Source organism: Thiolinea disciformis DSM 14473, assembly GCF_000371925.1.
Classification (GTDB): Bacteria; Pseudomonadota; Gammaproteobacteria; order Thiotrichales; family Thiotrichaceae; genus Thiolinea; species Thiolinea disciformis.
The window spans coordinates 36,277-53,645 of sequence record NZ_AQVE01000019.1 but is presented as its reverse complement, the minus strand read 5'-3'; the positions used below and the strand labels follow the sequence as shown (position 1 = coordinate 53,645).

17 protein-coding genes are annotated in these 17,369 nt (G+C 46.3%); 10 read left to right on the top strand and 7 right to left on the bottom strand.

Going from position 1 to position 17,369, the window contains the following annotated elements:
* Window positions 1-3: 3 nt before the first annotated feature.
* Entirely contained in the window at window positions 4-603 is a 600-nt protein-coding gene (locus A3IE_RS0113890) for an HD domain-containing protein (RefSeq protein ID WP_020396227.1), read from the bottom strand.
* A gap of 59 nt (window positions 604-662) precedes the next feature.
* Complete coding sequence (locus tag A3IE_RS0113885; protein WP_020396226.1) at window positions 663-1,655, bottom strand: adenosine kinase; 993 nt, start codon at window positions 1,653-1,655, stop codon at window positions 663-665.
* Window positions 1,656-1,837: 182 nt separating this feature from the next.
* Here A3IE_RS0113885 and A3IE_RS0113880 point away from each other — a divergent pair, with 182 nt between their 5' ends.
* Genes A3IE_RS0113880 through A3IE_RS0113870 form a run of 3 tightly spaced genes read left to right on the top strand, consistent with a single transcriptional unit; the run spans window position 1,838 to window position 5,339 of the window.
* Window positions 1,838-2,428, top strand: a complete 591-nt coding sequence (locus A3IE_RS0113880) for a LemA family protein (RefSeq protein ID WP_020396225.1) — start codon at window positions 1,838-1,840, stop codon at window positions 2,426-2,428.
* Window positions 2,425-3,861: a M48 family metalloprotease gene (locus tag A3IE_RS22190; RefSeq protein WP_020396224.1), complete on the top strand. Its 1,437-nt coding sequence runs from the start codon at window positions 2,425-2,427 to the stop codon at window positions 3,859-3,861. The genes A3IE_RS0113880 and A3IE_RS22190 overlap by 4 nt, the downstream gene beginning before the upstream one ends.
* 38 nt (window positions 3,862-3,899) lie before the next feature.
* A complete protein-coding gene (locus A3IE_RS0113870; RefSeq protein ID WP_026154947.1) occupies window positions 3,900-5,339 on the top strand; it encodes a M48 family metalloprotease in 1,440 nt (479 codons plus the stop codon).
* A gap of 3 nt (window positions 5,340-5,342) precedes the next feature.
* On the opposite strand, the gene A3IE_RS0113865 is transcribed toward A3IE_RS0113870, so the two are convergent.
* Complete coding sequence (locus A3IE_RS0113865) at window positions 5,343-6,746, bottom strand: mechanosensitive ion channel family protein (protein WP_020396223.1); 1,404 nt, start codon at window positions 6,744-6,746, stop codon at window positions 5,343-5,345.
* Window positions 6,747-6,750: 4 nt separating this feature from the next.
* Window positions 6,751-6,918 (bottom strand): PLDc N-terminal domain-containing protein, encoded by a 168-nt coding sequence (locus A3IE_RS23330; protein ID WP_020396222.1) that lies wholly within the window; start codon window positions 6,916-6,918, stop codon window positions 6,751-6,753.
* 189 nt (window positions 6,919-7,107) lie between these two features.
* Between A3IE_RS23330 and A3IE_RS0113855 the strand changes: the two genes are divergently transcribed.
* The 7 genes from A3IE_RS0113855 (at window position 7,108) to A3IE_RS20765 (ending at window position 14,052) form a co-directional block, all read left to right on the top strand.
* Window positions 7,108-7,893, top strand: a complete 786-nt coding sequence (locus A3IE_RS0113855; RefSeq protein ID WP_020396221.1) for an MBL fold metallo-hydrolase — start codon at window positions 7,108-7,110, stop codon at window positions 7,891-7,893.
* Window positions 7,894-8,036: 143 nt separating this feature from the next.
* Entirely contained in the window at window positions 8,037-9,221 is a 1,185-nt protein-coding gene (trpB, locus tag A3IE_RS0113850; RefSeq protein WP_083900651.1) for a tryptophan synthase subunit beta, read from the top strand.
* Entirely contained in the window at window positions 9,218-10,042 is an 825-nt protein-coding gene (gene trpA / locus A3IE_RS0113845) for a tryptophan synthase subunit alpha (protein ID WP_020396219.1), read from the top strand. Before trpB ends, trpA begins: the two co-directional genes overlap by 4 nt.
* Before the next feature lie 5 nt (window positions 10,043-10,047).
* Complete coding sequence (gene accD, locus A3IE_RS0113840) at window positions 10,048-10,938, top strand: acetyl-CoA carboxylase, carboxyltransferase subunit beta (RefSeq protein ID WP_020396218.1); 891 nt, start codon at window positions 10,048-10,050, stop codon at window positions 10,936-10,938.
* An 11-nt stretch (window positions 10,939-10,949) separates the two neighbouring features.
* Window positions 10,950-12,239, top strand: a complete 1,290-nt coding sequence (folC, locus tag A3IE_RS0113835) for a bifunctional tetrahydrofolate synthase/dihydrofolate synthase (protein ID WP_033407250.1) — start codon at window positions 10,950-10,952, stop codon at window positions 12,237-12,239.
* Between the two features lie 24 nt (window positions 12,240-12,263).
* On the top strand, window positions 12,264-13,466 hold the full coding sequence (locus tag A3IE_RS0113830) for an SPOR domain-containing protein (protein WP_020396216.1): 1,203 nt from the start codon (window positions 12,264-12,266) through the stop codon (window positions 13,464-13,466).
* 10 nt (window positions 13,467-13,476) lie between these two features.
* Window positions 13,477-14,052: a CvpA family protein gene (locus A3IE_RS20765; protein WP_020396215.1), complete on the top strand. Its 576-nt coding sequence runs from the start codon at window positions 13,477-13,479 to the stop codon at window positions 14,050-14,052.
* A gap of 95 nt (window positions 14,053-14,147) precedes the next feature.
* Here A3IE_RS20765 and A3IE_RS0113820 read toward each other — a convergent pair whose 3' ends face one another.
* From A3IE_RS0113820 to A3IE_RS20760, 3 genes are read right to left on the bottom strand one after another with little or no spacing between them, the layout of a single operon-like run.
* Entirely contained in the window at window positions 14,148-15,539 is a 1,392-nt protein-coding gene (locus A3IE_RS0113820; RefSeq protein ID WP_020396214.1) for an ATP-binding protein, read from the bottom strand.
* A 3-nt stretch (window positions 15,540-15,542) separates the two neighbouring features.
* Entirely contained in the window at window positions 15,543-16,232 is a 690-nt protein-coding gene (locus tag A3IE_RS0113815; protein WP_020396213.1) for a response regulator transcription factor, read from the bottom strand.
* A 7-nt stretch (window positions 16,233-16,239) separates the two neighbouring features.
* Window positions 16,240-17,166: an alpha/beta hydrolase gene (locus tag A3IE_RS20760; RefSeq protein ID WP_020396212.1), complete on the bottom strand. Its 927-nt coding sequence runs from the start codon at window positions 17,164-17,166 to the stop codon at window positions 16,240-16,242.
* Window positions 17,167-17,369: the final 203 nt, after the last annotated feature.

Genomic DNA, 17,369 nt, shown 5'->3' with positions numbered 1-17,369 from the left:
TATTTAGTCAGGCTGTGGCCTAGACTGTGCAATGGCATGTTGTTCGTGTCGGGTTTGCGTATCTCTATCAATGATTGCACGCAAGGCACTAAATAAAGGGTGATAAGCGGTGTATTGCTGTCCATAGCTTAAGTTAAACGCATAATCAAAATCAGGCGGGTTTAAGCCTTGGGTGTGCTGTAATACCGTTTCCAATTTATCCAAGGCTTTCGCGGCTTTTGCTTCGGGGCTTTGGGCTTGATCATACTCATCCCATAAAGCCAAAAATTGCGCACGCAAACTCGAATGAAGGGGGCGCAACAGTTCTTGAAAATCAAGGCGCTCTTGTGCATTTTTATTGGGAATGTCGTGTTGATGAATGGCGGGAATATCGCCACTGATTGCCTCACCTAAATCGTGCAGGATGCAAGTTTTGAGTAGTTTGGCAAAATCCAAATCGCGTAACTGGTCTTCGAACACCAAGGCGAATAAACACAGTCGCCACGTATGCTCGGCGCTACTTTCGGGGCGGCCTTGCGAAGTAAAACCACTGCGCAAGGTATTTTTTAATTGCTCCGCCGCACGTAGGAAATGTAAGCGTTGCTCAAGCTCTATTGCGTCCATAAGCTGCCTATAGTGTGTTGATAGCGCTACACTAATCCTAGTAGCCTCCAAGGCAAGACCTAAGCGTTAAGTAAGGCTTTATGATCCTCTTTCGGGAGGCGTGCGCCAAAGACGGTTACCATTTTGCTGGAGGCGCGGCTGGCTAATTCGCCTGCTTGTTGATCGTTCATGCCTTGGGTAATCCCATACATGAAAGCGCCTGCAAACATATCGCCCGCGCCATTGGTATCAATCGCGTGGGCTTTGAAAGGTTTAATTTTTACCACATCATGATCATTCACCACCAAAGCGCCCTCGCTGCCTTGGGTTAGGACTAATTTTTTAGTGCGCGTTTTTAAGTCAGCAATGGCATCCTCGAGGGTATGTGCGCCCGTGAACGCCATGGCCTCGTCATCATTACAGAATAAAATATCCACACCTTCAGCCATAATTTCTTCTAAGCCGGGCTTGAAATAGGTTGCCATGGAAGGATCAGAGAAAGTGAGGGCAACTTTAATATGATTATCGCGAGCGACCGCGCGGGCATTTTTAATGGCTTGGCGTGAGGAGTCAGAGGTGACCAAATAGCCTTCAATATAGAGATATTCAGACTGTTTCAATTCATCGATATATACTTCTGAAGGCGAAAAGTCGCTGGTGATTCCTAGAAAAGTATTCATGGTGCGCTCGGCATCTGAAGTCACCATCACCATACATTTGCCCGTGACACCCTCTGACGCACCACGCACTTGATCGAGACGGGTTTCAACCCCCGCCGCGTGTAGGTCATTCATGTAAAATTCGCCGAATTCATCATTAGCGACTTTGCAAGCATAGAAAGTTTTGCCGCCGAATTGACTAATGGCAACAAGGGTATTACCGCCCGAACCGCCACCAGCACGTTTTTTCAAGCTAAAGGTCTGAGTGAGTTCTTTTAAGAGATGATGGTGACGGGATTCGTCGATCAAGGTCATTAAACCTTTTTCAATATCGTGCTGAGCTAGAAAGCTATCAGTGACTTCAAATTCCAAGTCCACCAAGGCATTACCCATGCCGTAAACGTCGTATTTCATGCTAAGTGCCTAGTGCAATCATAAAAATTGCCAGACCTTGTACCTGAATCATCGCTGACTCACAAGAGGTCAGCACTATTTAATCCCTTGAACTGAGTAAAGTTCAAACGTCAAGCACACTACATATTCTTTCATATGGTGCTATAAAGGTATTTTAATGGATAGTTAGTGAGGAGGGTCTAGTGAGTGTTATTTGGATAATTGTGCTTTTTATATTAGCACTGATGGTGCTGGTGATTGTCATCTACAACCGCTTAGTCGCCACGAATAATCAAGTGTCGAATGCTTTTGCGCAAATCGATGTACAACTCAAACGGCGTTATGACTTAGTACCGAATTTGGTGGAAACGGCGCGCGTTTATATGGCGCATGAAAAGACCACCTTAGAAGCAGTGGTCGAGGCGCGTAATAAAGCGCAATCCGCTCATCAAGCGCTCACACAACACCCTAAAGATAATCAAGCCATGAGCAGTTTGATGAATGCGGAGGGAGTCTTAAGCCAAACGTTAGGGCGGTTTTTTGCCTTGTCGGAAGCCTATCCTGATTTGAAAGCCAATCAGAACATGCTGCAACTTTCTGAGGAGCTGATTACGACTGAAAACAAATTAGCGTTTGCGCGTCAGGCTTATAATGATGCGGTAATGGCGTTAAATACCTCGATTCAATCGTTTCCTGCGGTATTGTTTGCTCGCTCACTCGGTTTTACTCAGGCTAATCTGCTGCAACCGATTGAAACAGCGCTTGAACGTCAAGCACCTATTGTGAAGTTATGAGTGATACCCAACTAAACGATTTAAAGGACTGGAATAATCCCGTTTGGCAGGGGCAAGCGCGTGAAGATTTTTTGGCGACAATCCAACGGCATCGCCTGATTGCATGGCATGTCAGCGCCGTATGCTTTTTAGCTTATAGCATCTTAGCCTTGGCTATGTCTGTGCTACTAAGCCCCTTAGTTTATGGCGTGTGGACGCTCTTACTGGATCTCATTAATTTCCTATGGCCTACCCCTAGTATTTGGCCCGATTTCTTGTTTAGTGCTTCTAGCGAGGGTGCTGTTAAATTATCGGGTACACAAGTTCTAGCGGGCTTAGTAGGTGTTGGCCTAGCGCTGCTCGGTGGCTTAGTGTTGATGGCTTGGATTGGTTACAATCTTGCTCAAGCCCTACGACAAGGGCAATGGGTGCATACGACACTGTCTACACGTCCTGTGGATGAGACATCCTTGCCGGAACAGCAGTTCAAGAACACCTTAGCAGAAATGGCGCTCGCAGCAGCAATTCCTGTGCCTCCCATCAAAGTCGTCGCAGGGGTAGCGAATGCTGCTTTAATAAGCCATGGTGACATAACAGCAGGCGTTTTGGTGGGGGAGGACTTAATCAAGCGTTTAGATCGCCGACAATTACAGGGCGTTTCCGCGCATCTTATTGCGTCTTTGGCAGAAAATGACCTCAAAGTTGGACTGCACATTAGTACCATGTTGGGTGTTTTGGCATGGTTGGCACGTTTTGCAGTGAGTTTAATGGACGCTCAGCAACGCCCAGAACGCTTAAAATTACTGCGGGCTGTGTTTCGCCGTGACGCCAACAGCCGTGCCTTGCTCCACACTTATTTACTGGAGCCGGTAGTTCAGGCTAAGCCTAATGCCGCGCAATCGCAGTACAAAATCAAATTCACGTGGCGCGAATGGCTATTACTGCCTTTATTAGGGCCTTTCGTTATTGGCGTCTTGGCTGCACTTCTAATAAATTATTTTATCTTAAGTCCTTTAGTGGCTTTAGCGTGGCGACAACGCAAGTATATGGCGGATGCTAGTGCCGTGAAATTAACGCGTGAGCCTAATGGCTTGGCTAGTGCCTTAGGTTTGCTCACAGCTGAAAACAACACGCTTTTGGTCAGTGCTTGGGCAAGTCATTTCTGTCTGGTTCAACCAAGCAATATAAATCCTTCGCTATTCTCCTTGTTTCCGCCGCTAGAAAAACGTCTACAAGCCTTAGTGTTATTAGGTGCCGACGCTAGTGTTTTGTCTTCCACGCGCATTGCTTCGGGTGGTTTAAGCCAATTTTTCCCTTACCTAGGTACGGTCTTTGTTGCTGGATTAATTGTGTTGTTTATTCCGTTAATAGTGCAGCTCTCTCTGATGTTAAGCCTTATTTTTACAGTAATACCCTTTAGTTTATTACATAGTTTGCTAAGAGCATTAGCTTAACCTCGACGGTGTCGCAATCTTTCCTATTAAGGTGTGTTATGCAAGAAACGAAGCCTGAAGCGCTTGACGAACTTCACTGGCAGCCTTGGCAAGCCCATGAACGTGAAAGTTTTTTTGCTGCTATTGAACGACACCGACGCTTAGCATGGCGGGTGAGCGCTATGTGTGTTTTGGCCTATAGCGTATTGGCATTAGTGATGTCTTTGCTGTTAGCGCCCTTATTTTATTGTGTCGTGGGGCTAGTATTTGATCTGATCAATCTAGTAACGCCGATGCCTGATCTATTAGGCGGCATGTTTCAGCTAATCACGCGCCTACTGGATGATCCTTGGCAAATCGCCTTTGCTGAGCTTGCACAGGGTTTGGTCTTGGCTTTATTGCCCGGATTGCTGCTCATGATGGGACTGGCTTATCCCATTTCCCGCACTTTAAAACAGACAACATGGCTGGAAGAGGTGGTACAACCACTCAGCAAACCGTTTTTAGCTGAGCGCCAATTTCACCATGTAGTGGAAGAAATGGCGATTGCAGCCTTAATCCCTGTACCACAGATTCATGTGATGAAAGGAGGGATGAATGCAGCGGCTTTGGGGTTGCCGGATAAGCCCGCAACAATTTTGGTCGGCGAGGATTTATTAAAAACATTAAACCGCGCTCAATTGCAGGCTGTGGCCGCTCATTTAATTGCGTCAATAGCTGAGCATGACGGGAAAATTGGTTGGCAGATGGCTACAGTGATGGGGGTGTTTGCGCTCATTGCACGTTTTGCTTTTAGTGTGACAGATCCTGATGCCCGTCATCAATTGAGGCAAGTAGTAGGAGCGATAGGGAAGCCTAATAGCGTGGGTCGGGCAGTATTGTTGTCTAGTTTGCGCGATCCTTTTGCTGAAGAGTCGCCCAAGTCGACAAGGGTACAGAGGAATACTACTGTATCTCTGACTTGGCGTGAGTGGCTCAGTTTGCCCTTAATGGGGCCTGTGTTTATGAGTGCTTTCTTGGGACAGTTTGTGAATAGTCTATTGCTAAGCCCTTTGCTCGCCTTGGTGTGGCGACAACGTAAATACATGGCAGATGCCAGTGCCGTGAAGTTGACGCGAGAACCAAATGGATTAGCCAGTGCTTTAAGCCAATTCAACAATCAAAACACCGCTTTACTAAAGACTACATGGACGAGTCATTTTTGTGTGGTACAGCCGGGGAAAGTGAGTGGTTTAATCCTGCCCACGTTTCCGACTTTGGAAAAACGTATGAAAGCCTTGATTCGTTTAGGTGCGCAGCCAATGGTGTTAGCGCCTGATCAGGATTGGCAAAATTTGTGGCAGCAAGCGGGCTGGAAGCTAGTATTGATTATGCTGTTGACACTACTAGCGATAGTGCTGATTAGTGTTCTACTGCCTATGTTGGTCATAGTCTCCATGATGTTAACCATGCTAATGACATTACTTCCCAGCGGTCTGCTTCATACCTTACTACGCTGAATATTATTCCTTGGGCGTGTGGTTCTGTAATAAATTTTCGGAGTCTTTGTCTTGTTCCTTATCCACGTGTTGTTGCAAGGAGTTATCGATACTGACATCACTCAGCTCTTGTGAATAATCTGCTTCTGCTTGATCTAACTCTTGCTGCACGAGACCACTGGGTTGCACGACCGAAGGGGCACGTGATACTTCAATGCGCTGAAGGGCATCGGGCCAAGCAATACCATGATCCTCAAAGACTTCTTTGATGTGACGAATTGCTTGACTGCGTACCCGAGCATGACTACTAAGGGTTTGATCGACCCAGCCTGAGCATTCTAATTGTACGATGCCATCACTTAACTCTTTAACTAAAACACTGGGTTTCGGTTCGTTTAACACACCTTTTAGCTCAGACAAGGTTTGTACTGCCAAAGATTGAACCGGTAATAAGGGTTGGTTTGCATCAATATTAATGATAAAGCTAAAGCGCCGTTTAGGGTTCCGCGTGTAATTGGTAATAATGGCTTTATAAACGACAGCATTAGGGATACGAATATGATTCCCGTCAGGTGAAATCAAAATCGTGGCACGCGAATTGAGGCGAGCGACTTGCCCTTCGAAATCATTAATTTTGATTAAGTCGTTTGTTTGAAAGGGGTTACGTAAACTTAGTAAAATACTCGCAATATAGTTTTCGACTGTATCACGCACGGCAAAACTGATAGATAGACTTAATAGGCCAGCGGCTCCCAGAATAGTCCCTAATAATGGGCGTGCATCTAATAAGTCCAAGGCCAGCACTAATCCTGTTACTATAAAAACTAAACGCGTTAATTGCCCCGCTAATTCGGCAATAAAAGGATTAGGTGCGAGACGATGATATAAAGCTTTGCGTTTGGCAATCCATGAACCTATCAGCCAGAAAAAAACAAGTAAACCGAGTGCGGAAGCGAGAATAGGTAGATTGGCCAATATATCTTTGGCAGTGCTGGTTAAGCGATTTTGAGTGCTATCTAGGCGGCGTTGTAAACTACGGTCAACCGTCAAATTATTTTCAACACCAACCACACCCTCAATTTGACGCGCAAATTGTAAAGCTCTGGTTTCTTCCTTGGCTGAGGGCACGAGGCCGCTTAAACCAACCACACCACTGCGCACGCTAATCTCAATCTGCTTGAGCGCGTCTAGTTCAGAAAAGATTTGTGTCAGACGCTTTTTAATCTTTTGATCATCTTGTGCATTGTTATTAGTCGCAATCACACGATCAGGTGGCGCATCCGCTTGTTTATCTGCTTCCGTTGAAGTGCCAGTAAGGATTTGCCCTAGTCCACCTACATCTTGGGCATGACCTATACCGCTTAGGCTTAATAAAGCGACTATATAGACAATAGTCAGTTTATTAAATAAAAATCTACAATAAAACATTGGGTCATTTAGGTCCTAAAAACCACCAGAGCAAAATGCCCACGACGGGTAGAAAGAAAATAATAGCTGTCCATAGAATCTTTTTGCCAAGGCTCGCAGAACTTTTAAAAACCTTGAAGATAATGTAAATATCAATAATTAAAATCAAAAAGCCTAGAAAACCTGAGAGCATAATAGATTCCTTGAGTGAAATAAACTATTAGTCTGGCATTAGCATGAATAATGCAGTGTGGCTATTTGCCTATACCACCCAAGCCACGTTAAGGTGAGCGGGTAGTGATGTCAAATAGCCCTATATCTTTTATCTTATTTTGGCACTGATTGGCAAGCTACTTACTACTTTAGACTAAGCGAGATAATCATGTTGTTTAAGCAGTTATTTGAGAAAGATTCTAGTACCTATACCTATTTACTAGCGTGTGAGCATACCGGTGAGTGTGTGCTAATCGATCCTGTGATTGATACAGTAGAGCGCGATCTAAAAGTGTTACAGGAGCTAGGTTTAAAACTAACTTATACCCTAGAAACCCATATCCATGCTGACCATTTAACGGGTGCACTTAAGTTGCGTCATTTAACGGGTAGCAAAATTGTTGTACCGGCTATGGATGGCTTAGCGTGTGCGGATTTAGGCGTGCAAGAAGGAGAGTCATTCCAAGTGGGTCAAATCGAATTACATCCATTATATACACCAGGCCATACGAATACTCATCATGCTTATCTTTTAGATAATGGAATGCAACAAGTTTTATTTTCAGGCGATGCCTTACTGATAGAAGCCTGTGGTCGTACAGACTTTCAATCCGGAGACGCTGGTGTTTTATATGACAGTATTCATAACAAATTCTTTTCCTTACCGGATGAAACCTTGGTTTATCCAGCCCACGATTATGAAGGGCGGCAAATTACTACCATTCGCCAAGAGAAATTACGTAATCCACGTTTAGGCAATAATAGGTCTCGCGAGGATTTTGTGGCATTGATGAATGGTTTGAATTTACCTTATCCGCGTAAGATTGATTTTGCTGTGCCGGGGAATCGCCTGTGTGGTCAATGCCCTGACAATGTACCTGAACAATATCGCGGTCCTTGTGGGATTCAAGAATCGCTATCACGTCGTTCTCAGTTTGTTGGTGATCAAGGTTGATAAACGGTGGTAATACTAGGGTTAACCAGTGCGCGCCTAACATAGATCAATGGACGCGCATGTGATAACGTTATTGTCCTTTACAGCCAGCAAAAATCAGGAGAATTAGGCCTGTGAAATTCAGCACATTCGACTGGGCTTCAATGCCAGATGCGTCTGGTCATTTCGGCCCTTACGGCGGACGTTTTGTGGCAGAAACGTTAATGGAGCCGATTCAAGAACTTGAAGCCGCTTATAATAAATTAAAAAACGATCCGGCATTCCAAGCTGAATTTGACCGCGATCTTAAATACTACGTCGGTCGCCCGAGTCCTTTATATCTGGCTGAGCGCTGGAGCCGTGAATTAGGTGGGGCAAAAATTTTCCTTAAGCGCGAAGATTTGAATCATACCGGTGCGCACAAAGTTAATAACACCATCGGTCAAGCATTGCTTGCTAAACACATGGGTAAAACGCGCATTATTGCTGAAACCGGCGCGGGGCAACATGGTGTGGCCTCTGCAACGATTGCTGCACGTTTAGGCTTAGAGTGTGTGGTGTATATGGGGTCTGAAGATATTCAGCGCCAAGCACCAAATGTGTATCGTATGAAGTTGCTGGGGGCGAGGGTTGTACCGGTCACATCTGGCTCTAAAACCCTGAAAGATGCATTGAATGAGGCCATGCGGGATTGGGTTACCAATGTGGATAATACCTTCTACATTATTGGCACAGTGGCGGGCCCTCATCCTTATCCGCAAATGGTGCGTGATTTCCAAGCGGTGATTGGGCGTGAAGCGCGCCAGCAAATTCTCGAGCAAGATGGCAAATTACCCGATGCCTTAGTCGCCGCAGTGGGCGGTGGATCGAATGCGATTGGTTTATTCCATCCTTTCTTGGCCGATGAGTTCGTGAAGATTTTCGGTGTCGAAGCGGGCGGCCATGGGATTGAAACGGGTAAGCACGCTGCGCCTTTGAATGCTGGTCGTCCGGGGGTATTACACGGCAATCGTACCTACTTGATGGAAGATGCGCATGGGCAAATCATTGAAACACACTCCGTTTCAGCCGGTTTAGATTATCCGGGGGTTGGGCCTGAGCATGCGTGGCTTAAAGACATTGGTCGCGTGCAGTATGTGGCCATTAATGATGATGAGGCGATGCAAGGCTTCCACAACTTGACGCGCAAAGAAGGCATTATTCCTGCGCTAGAAAGTAGTCATGCACTGGCTTATGCGGCGAAAATTGCGCCCACTATGAGCAAAGATCAAAGTATTATCGTGTCCCTATCTGGGCGTGGCGATAAAGATATTAATACCGTGGCGCGTTTAGAGGGGATTACGCTATGAGTCGTTTTGAAGACTGCTTTGCGCAATTGAAGCAACAAGGGCGTACCGCGTTAATTCCCTATGTCACCGCAGGCGATCCACAGCCACACGTTACCGTGCCATTGATGCATACCATGGTGGAGGCAGGTGCTGATGTGATTGAATTAGGGGTGCCATTCTCCGACCCAATGGCCGATGGCCCAACCATTCAATTAGCCTGTGAACGCGCCTTAGTGCATAACACCAGCTTGAATGATGTATTAAGTATGGTGAGTGAATTTCGTAAAACTAACACCAAAACCCCAGTCGTTTTAATGGGATATCTGAATCCCATTGAAGTGATGGGCTATGAGGATTTTGCGAAGCGCGCACAAGCAGCGGGTGTTGATGGTGTCTTAACGGTGGATTTACCACCAGAAGAAGGCAAAGAAGTTCTGCCACTATTCAAGCAGCATGGCTTAGACAGTATTTTCTTGTTATCGCCTACGACGGTGGATTCGCGTCTCAAGCAGGTGGCACAGCTGGGCGGTGGATTTTTGTATTATGTGTCCTTGAAAGGTGTGACCGGCGCTGCCACATTAGATGTCAATGCAGTGGCAGAGCGCATTCGTCATATTCGTCAATTTAGTGATTTGCCCTTAGGTGTGGGTTTTGGCATTAAGGATGCGGAAACCGCAGCGCAGGTCGCTCGAGTGGCGGATGCTGTCGTGGTCGGTAGTGCGCTAATCAAAATTATTGAGGTGAATGTTAATGACACGCAGACTATTATGACTAAAATTGGCGCTACCTTAGCAGACATGCGTTCGGCTATGGACAAAAACTCCTCATCTCGTCACGGATAACATTCATGAGTTGGTTTGAAAAATTGTTGCCTTCGCGTATTCGTACTGAAAGCACCACTGAAAAGAAGAAGTCGATTCCAGAAGGGTTATGGCATCAATGTCCTGAATGTCAGTCGGTCTTGTACCGTGCTGAGTTGGAACGCAATAATGAAGTATGTCCTAAATGCGAGCATCACATGCGCATTTATGGACGTAAGCGTTTGGCAGCTTTCTTGGATAAAGATAGTAGCGAAGAGGTGGGAGCCAATGTTGCACCCACCGATATGCTGAAGTTTCGTGATACCAAGAAATATAAAGATCGTATCAGTGCAGCCCAGAAAGAAACGGGCGAAAAAGATGCGCTGATTGTGATGAAGGGCGCGGTATTAGGCTTGCCTCTAGTCGCAGCCGCTTTCGATTTCCGTTTCATGGGGGGATCGATGGGGTCAGTGGTCGGTGAGCGTTTTGTGCGTGGGGCACAAGTCGCCTTGGAGGAAAAAATTCCTTATGTGTGTTTTGCCGCAAGCGGTGGTGCACGTATGCAGGAAGCTTTATTTTCCTTGATGCAAATGGCTAAAACCAGTGCAATTTTGACGAAATTATCGGAAAAAGGTATTCCTTTCATTTCTGTCTTAACCGACCCAACCATGGGCGGCGTTTCAGCCAGTTTTGCCATGTTAGGGGATGTTAATATTGCAGAACCAAAAGCTTTAGTCGGTTTCGCAGGGCCACGCGTTATTGAGCAAACGGTGCGTGAAACCCTACCAGAAGGCTTTCAACGTAGTGAGTTTTTATTGCAAAAGGGTGCTATTGATATGATCGTGCATCGTAATCGTTTGCGTGAAACCATTGCTGATTTGTTAGCGATATTCCAACATCGTTCTAATCCTAGCCTGCCTAGTCCGGTTATTGCTTAGTGAGTTTAGCTGTGCGCAGCTTAGACCAGTGGCTACAATGGCAGGAAAGCTTGCATATTTCTGCCATTGATCTGGGTTTAGAGCGTATCCGACGCGTTGCTGAACGCTTAAATTTGCTCAAGCCACCGTTTCCCATCATTACTGTCGCAGGCACGAATGGCAAAGGCTCAACGGTCGCCCTATTGACATCGATCTTAGTCGCTGCCGGTTATCGTGTGGGCACTTATACCTCTCCCCATTTATTACGCTATAACGAACGTGTGGCGCTCAATGCTGAGCCTGTGAGTGATGAGCAGCTATGTGCGGCTTTTAGTGCTATTGAAGTGGTGCGGGGTGATATTTCGCTAACATATTTCGAATTTAGCACCTTGGCGGCCTTGTGGATTTTTCATCAGCACGTGGTCGATGTCGCTGTTTTGGAGGTTGGCTTAGGGGGGCGTTTGGATGCTACCAATACATGGGATGCACATGTTGCCATTGTCACGGGCATCGATCTTGACCATGTCGATTGGTTAGGCGACAACCGCGAGTCGATCGCTTATGAGAAAGCTAGCATTGCTCGGAAGGGGCAGCCACTTATTTGTGGGGATACCAATCCTCCACAGCGTATTGCTACAACAGCTCAAACGATTGGGGCAGTACTTTGGCAGAATACTAAAGATTTTAGCGTGATTAGCCAGCCAGAGATCAAGCGTTTTTCTGTCATGTGTGCGGCTGCAACATCGTTAGGGCATCATTTTCAGGATTTACCCTACCCGAATTTACAGGGTGAGTTTCAACTTACTAATGCAGCTTGCGCTTTGATGGCGTTAGACCAATTGTATGAAGTATTGCCTCAAGTAACTCGTGCAGCGATAGAACAGGGTTTACAGTCAGTGGCATTGACGGGGCGCTTACAAAAACTTCAATCTCAGCCCGATGTGTGGGTAGATGTAGCGCATAATCCACAAGCAGCGCGTGTCTTAGCGGATTGGTTGGAGGGTCAGCCTCAGCTTGGTAAGACTTATGTTATTTTTTCTTTATTAGCAGATAAAAATCTAGTGGCGGTGGTCGAAGCATTACGCACAGTGGTGGATGAGTGGCATGTGTTTAAAGTGGAATCGCCACGCGCCACGCCACTAGAAACCTTGGTGTCTACTATTCAAGATCAGGGAATTAGCGCAATTATTGCTCATAATAGCTTGACACAGGCGTGGAGAGCAGTGCAATCAAGCCTGAACGCGCAGGATAGGGTAGTGATATTCGGTTCATTTCTGGTAGTATCCGGTGCATTGGACGCGTTATTTAAAGTTAGTCGCTAAGATATTTTGCAAGGAGTTTCGTTAATGGATAACAAAGCTACAACCAAGCGCATGATAGGTGCGGTGGTGCTAGTTTTAATCGCAGCACTATTATTGGCATGGTTGCTGAAAGGCAAAAATCGCTCACTTGAACAGAGGGATCTGATTGCAGAACAAACTAAGGGCGCCGCACCGATTCTCGGTTTCCCTGGTGTTAATCAAGGTACAGGAACAACGTTAGCCTCGAATCAGGGACAGTTAGTGCCGAGTGATTCCGCCAATCAAGAAGCTCCCATTGGCATCGATAGCGGTGCTGCACAAAAAGCAGGTGCTACAACCGGCACAGATGCAGCAAGTACGATAGCTAGTACTGATCCCAACGCCAATTTAAGTAATAAGGATACGGCTGCGAAGGATTTTAATGTTCGTGACAATGGCCGTGAAGTTCGCCCAGTTGTAGAAAATGGTAAGCCAGCAGCCGGTGTGGGCAGTATGGGAGCGAATGAGATTGCTAGTGCTTCCAACGCTAAGACGGGTGCAAAGACCCCAGCAGCGCAGCTAGAGTCCGCACCGATCGCTGCAACCCAGCCAGAACCTGTTAACAATACAAATGCGAATAGCACCACGCAAACGCTGAAGCTTCCACCAGCCGCTGCGCCAGCAGAAACGGTTGCCGTTGCACCACCGCCAGCACCAGATACCAATAGCAGTGCCAGAGCACCTAGTGAATCGGTTGTGCCAACACCAGCAGACACTGGTAGTAATAATGCGAATAGAACTGCCGTGGCCAATCGTGATCGTCCTGTTGCCAATAATCAGGATGAGCTTAAGCCAGTACCAGCGCGTACACCTAATCCACGCTTAGTCAATGAACGCCCGGTTCCTCCTCCTGTGTCGCAGCCACGTACGGTGGCCAGTGCCGCACCGCGTCCTGCTCCAGCACCTGCTGTAACAACACGTCCAGCGGCACCGACTCCTGCTCCCGCTGCTGCTAGCACGGGTGGTGGCTATGTAGTGCAGCTATTGGCTACCTCTAATAAAGCAAAAGCTGATGATATTCGGCGTGCGATGTCCGCCGATGGTTATCCGGTATTTATTACCCAAGCCAATGTCGATGGAAAGCCAGTTTATCGTGTACGTGTTGGCTCTTATCCGGGAAAAGGTGACGCTGCTGCTATCCAAGGTCGTATGAAGTCGCGTTATGGACAAAATCAATATGTCCAAAACAGCTTTGTGACTAGAAATTAAACGGTAGCGAATGACTTTTTCAACTCATATGGCGGATTGGGTGGATATAGGCATCTTTGTATTAATTGCCTTATCCGCGCTAGTAGGCTTGGTGCGTGGGCTGGTGCGTGAAGCATTGGCTTTAACGACATGGATAGCGGCGGCTGCTTTTGCAGCGCTATACTTCAAGAAACTAGCACCACTACTGCCATTTAGTATTCAAAGCCAAGTAGCACGGTTGATCCTTGCTGGAGCGATTATCTTTTTCGGCGTTCTCATTCTTGGAGCCTTCATCAATCATCTTTTTACCTCAGCGGTTTCCGCCATAGGCTTAGGCGGGATTGATCATTTTCTGGGCTCGGTATTTGGTGGGGCACGTGGTGTTATTATCGTCATTCTAGCGGTAATTCTGATGGATTTAACCACTTTGCCGAACGAAGCTTGGTGGAAAGAGTCACGCTTATTAGGCTGGTTTTCTACCCAAGCACAGCAGGTCAAAGGGATGATTCCTGAGGAATTTGCTAGTTACTTGGAAAAAGGCGGCGCGGCTGTTATGCCTCCTTCTTCAACACCAGCCCCCGCTACACCTGAGCAAGCTCCTCAATAAGCTTAGGCCTAATCATTCCTTAGCTGGAAACGGTCTTTCTCAATAAGCTGTTGTTACCGCTTATTGAGTCCAAACGGTTTGAAGTTCGTTGGCTTTTATTGAATCGGTTGCCATGGCAATAAAACCTCAAGCTTTAAGCCTCCGGTTGTACGATTGCTAGCTTGAATACGGCCGCCATGAAAGAGGATGGCACGTTTAGCGATGGCTAAACCTAGGCCATAACCCTTATTTTGTTCAGCCTGCGAGCTACGTCGGAAAGATTCAAACACGATATCTAGCTCATCGTCCGGTAAGCCAGCGCCATTATCTTCTACCACAATCTGTAACTGTCCTTGCTGGTGTGCCAGTGTAATAGTAATGGTGGAGTGGGCGGGGGTATGTTGAATGGCATTACGCACAATATTCTCCAAGGCTCGATACAACAAATCACCATTGGCACGAATTAATAGTTCTTCTAGGTGCAAATGATTCTGCACCTGCAGTGTTTGTTGATTGGCACTGGCTTCAAAATGACAGGCTTCCACCAGCAGGGTGATTAAGGCTATTAAGTCGATATATTCGGTGGCATGACTAGCAATACCGGCTTCTAGCCTAGATAAGGTCAAGATTTCACCCACCAGTTTATTTAAGCGCTCTGCCTCTTGCTCAATGCGCTCTAAGCTAGTGCTAAGACGTTCCGGCTGTTGCCGCGCTAGCGCAATACTCATATTCAAACGGGTCAACGGCGAACGCAGTTCATGTGATACGTCATTCAATAGGTGTTTTTGGGCATCGACAAGGCTTTTTTGTTGATCCAGCAATTGTTGTAGTTGTTGCGCCATACGATCAAAAGCAAAGCCTAAGTTCGCTAATTCATCACGCCGTTTGCCAATGTCCGCCGCAACGCGACAGTTTAATTCTCCGGCTGCCAACGCTTGAAAGCCGCGCTCAAGGATTTTGACGGGACGTGCGAAATAAGCCGCTAAAAAAGTACTGGCTAGGAAGCTGGCTACAATAATGCCAAGCGCGACTAATAAATCATCCTGATGTTTTTGGCTGAAATTGAAGTGATATCGCTGATTAAACTCAGCGAATTGTCCTGACCATGGGGCAAAGAAAGTCAAGATTTCCGTCTGGTGGTTAGCTTGGCGAATAATAGGAAAGCTGAGCTGTTCACTCTGATATAAGCGTACTGCTTTGAGAGTCTCTGCTCCTACTTTACGACCGAGCAGTTCTTGATTGTGCTGATCTAAAACATAAATCTGCATGGTAGCCGGTGCTTCAGCCTCTTGTTCATTCAGCAGTTGTATCAGAGCTGCTCTACCGCCGTGGGTGAAAGTGGTGGCTGCTGCTTTAATAGTAATAATCGATTGGGGGTTGGCAACTAGCTGATTTTCTAGTGCTTGCGTGCGTTGCTGTTTTAGCCAATTCGGCAAACTGAGTGCACCAATAATGAAGACTAGGCTGAGCCAAAAGGTAAAGAGGATTTTCCAAAATAAACGATTCAAACGCTAGCCTATGAGTAGTTGATAGCCACGACCGCGAATAGTCCGAATATAGGGTGCGCCATCGGGTGCAAGTCCTAATTTGGCCCGTAAATGTCCCACATGGACATCAATGCTGCGATCATATAACACCAGTGGCCGTCGTAGGGCGTAAATAGATAATTCTTGTTTGCTAACAATAAAGCCAATTTGTCGCGCTAATAATTCTAATAATTTATATTCGGTGTGAGTTAAGTCGAGTTCCTGCTCATGCCAAAAGACTTGGGTGCGCTCGGGAAAAATCTTCAGAATTTTCAGATCAATATGGCGAATAAAAGCGGTACTGCGTTCTGTGCGTCTCAGGATAGCTTTAATCCGTGCTAACAGTTCTCGCGAGTTAAAGGGTTTACATAAATAATCATCTGCGCCCATTTCCAAGCCTTTAATCCGATCTTGATCATCATCACGGGCGGTAAGCATAAGGATGGGAATCGTGTTTTGTTGGCGTAATAGCGTCAGTAACTCTAGCCCATTCATGGTGGGCATCATGTAATCTAAAATAATTAAATCGGGTTCAAGGCGTTGCAGTTGCTCTAAAGCCATGTGTGCACTGCTAGCTAACAGCGTCTGATAACCTTCCTGCTCAATGTATTCCTTTAACATGAGCAGAAAGCTTGTATCGTCATCCACTAGCAATAAGGTCTGCTGAGTTAACATCTCACGGCTATTTTAGATAAGTATTTAAAAAGTCGATGACGCTGGTCTCTACATAAGCATCTTTAAATTCGCCACCACCATGCGTACCAGCCGTTAGTTTCATCAATGTACTTTTAGTTGCCCCAAACTTTGCTTGGATCGCTGTGTGTAAGCGCTCAGACTGTTTAGGGGCAATATTGCAATCCATTAGACCATGCATAATTAAAAAGGGCGGTAAGGTCGTGCTAGTCGGTAATGCCGCTAAATACGTTAAGGGGCTAGCAGCATCCGCTTTCGCTTTGTTTTCACTAACAGTAGCACCAATGAGGGCGGATTCTGGTGAATCAGCCGCACCATTAGCACCAGTGCAGCGTGTTACACCTGAGGCAATCATATCGGCATCCATATTATAAAAGTCCATAGGGCCGAACCAGTTCACCACCGCTTGCACCCGAGTATTAGCATCACTCGCTAAAGCAATACCGGTCATACTGGCGAGATGGCCGCCTGCTGAAGCGCCCCATGCAGCAAATTTAGTCGAGTCTAATGCATATTGACTGGCATTAGTGCGTAGATAAGTCACAATGCTTTTCAAGTCCTCTAATTGTGCCGGCCATTGTGCCTCGCCACTTAAGCGATAATTGACGCTCGCCACGGCATAGCCTGCATTGTTTAACGCAGTAAGTGATTGTGGGTTGGCTTTGTCGCCAAATTTAAACGCACCACCATGAATCCAAATCACCGTTGGGAAAGGCCCATTACCCGTCGCCGGTAGATAAATATCCAACTTTTGCGCCGTTGAGGTGGCTGCATAGGCCACATCTAGCCACGTCCGTGTTGTCACGGTGTTTGTATTAGAACTATCATCATTGGAATTACAAGCACTTAAGCTAAGGCTCATTAAAATAAGCATCGCCCAACCTACGCTTAGCCATCCTGTATTACGTTGTTTCACTTTTACACTCCTGAGGCAAACATCCAGCTTGTTAAGACAGAGCGACAGTCTTGGCTAAGAATCCCGCAGCGTTAAGTTTTTTTACAGTTCTTTACATTTCCAATGTCAGCAAAAATCGTTTGGTTTTAATCTAGTGATTTAATTGCCAATTTTATTATCTACATGAATTAATTGATAAAAAAATTGTTCTACAAAGTGCTTAC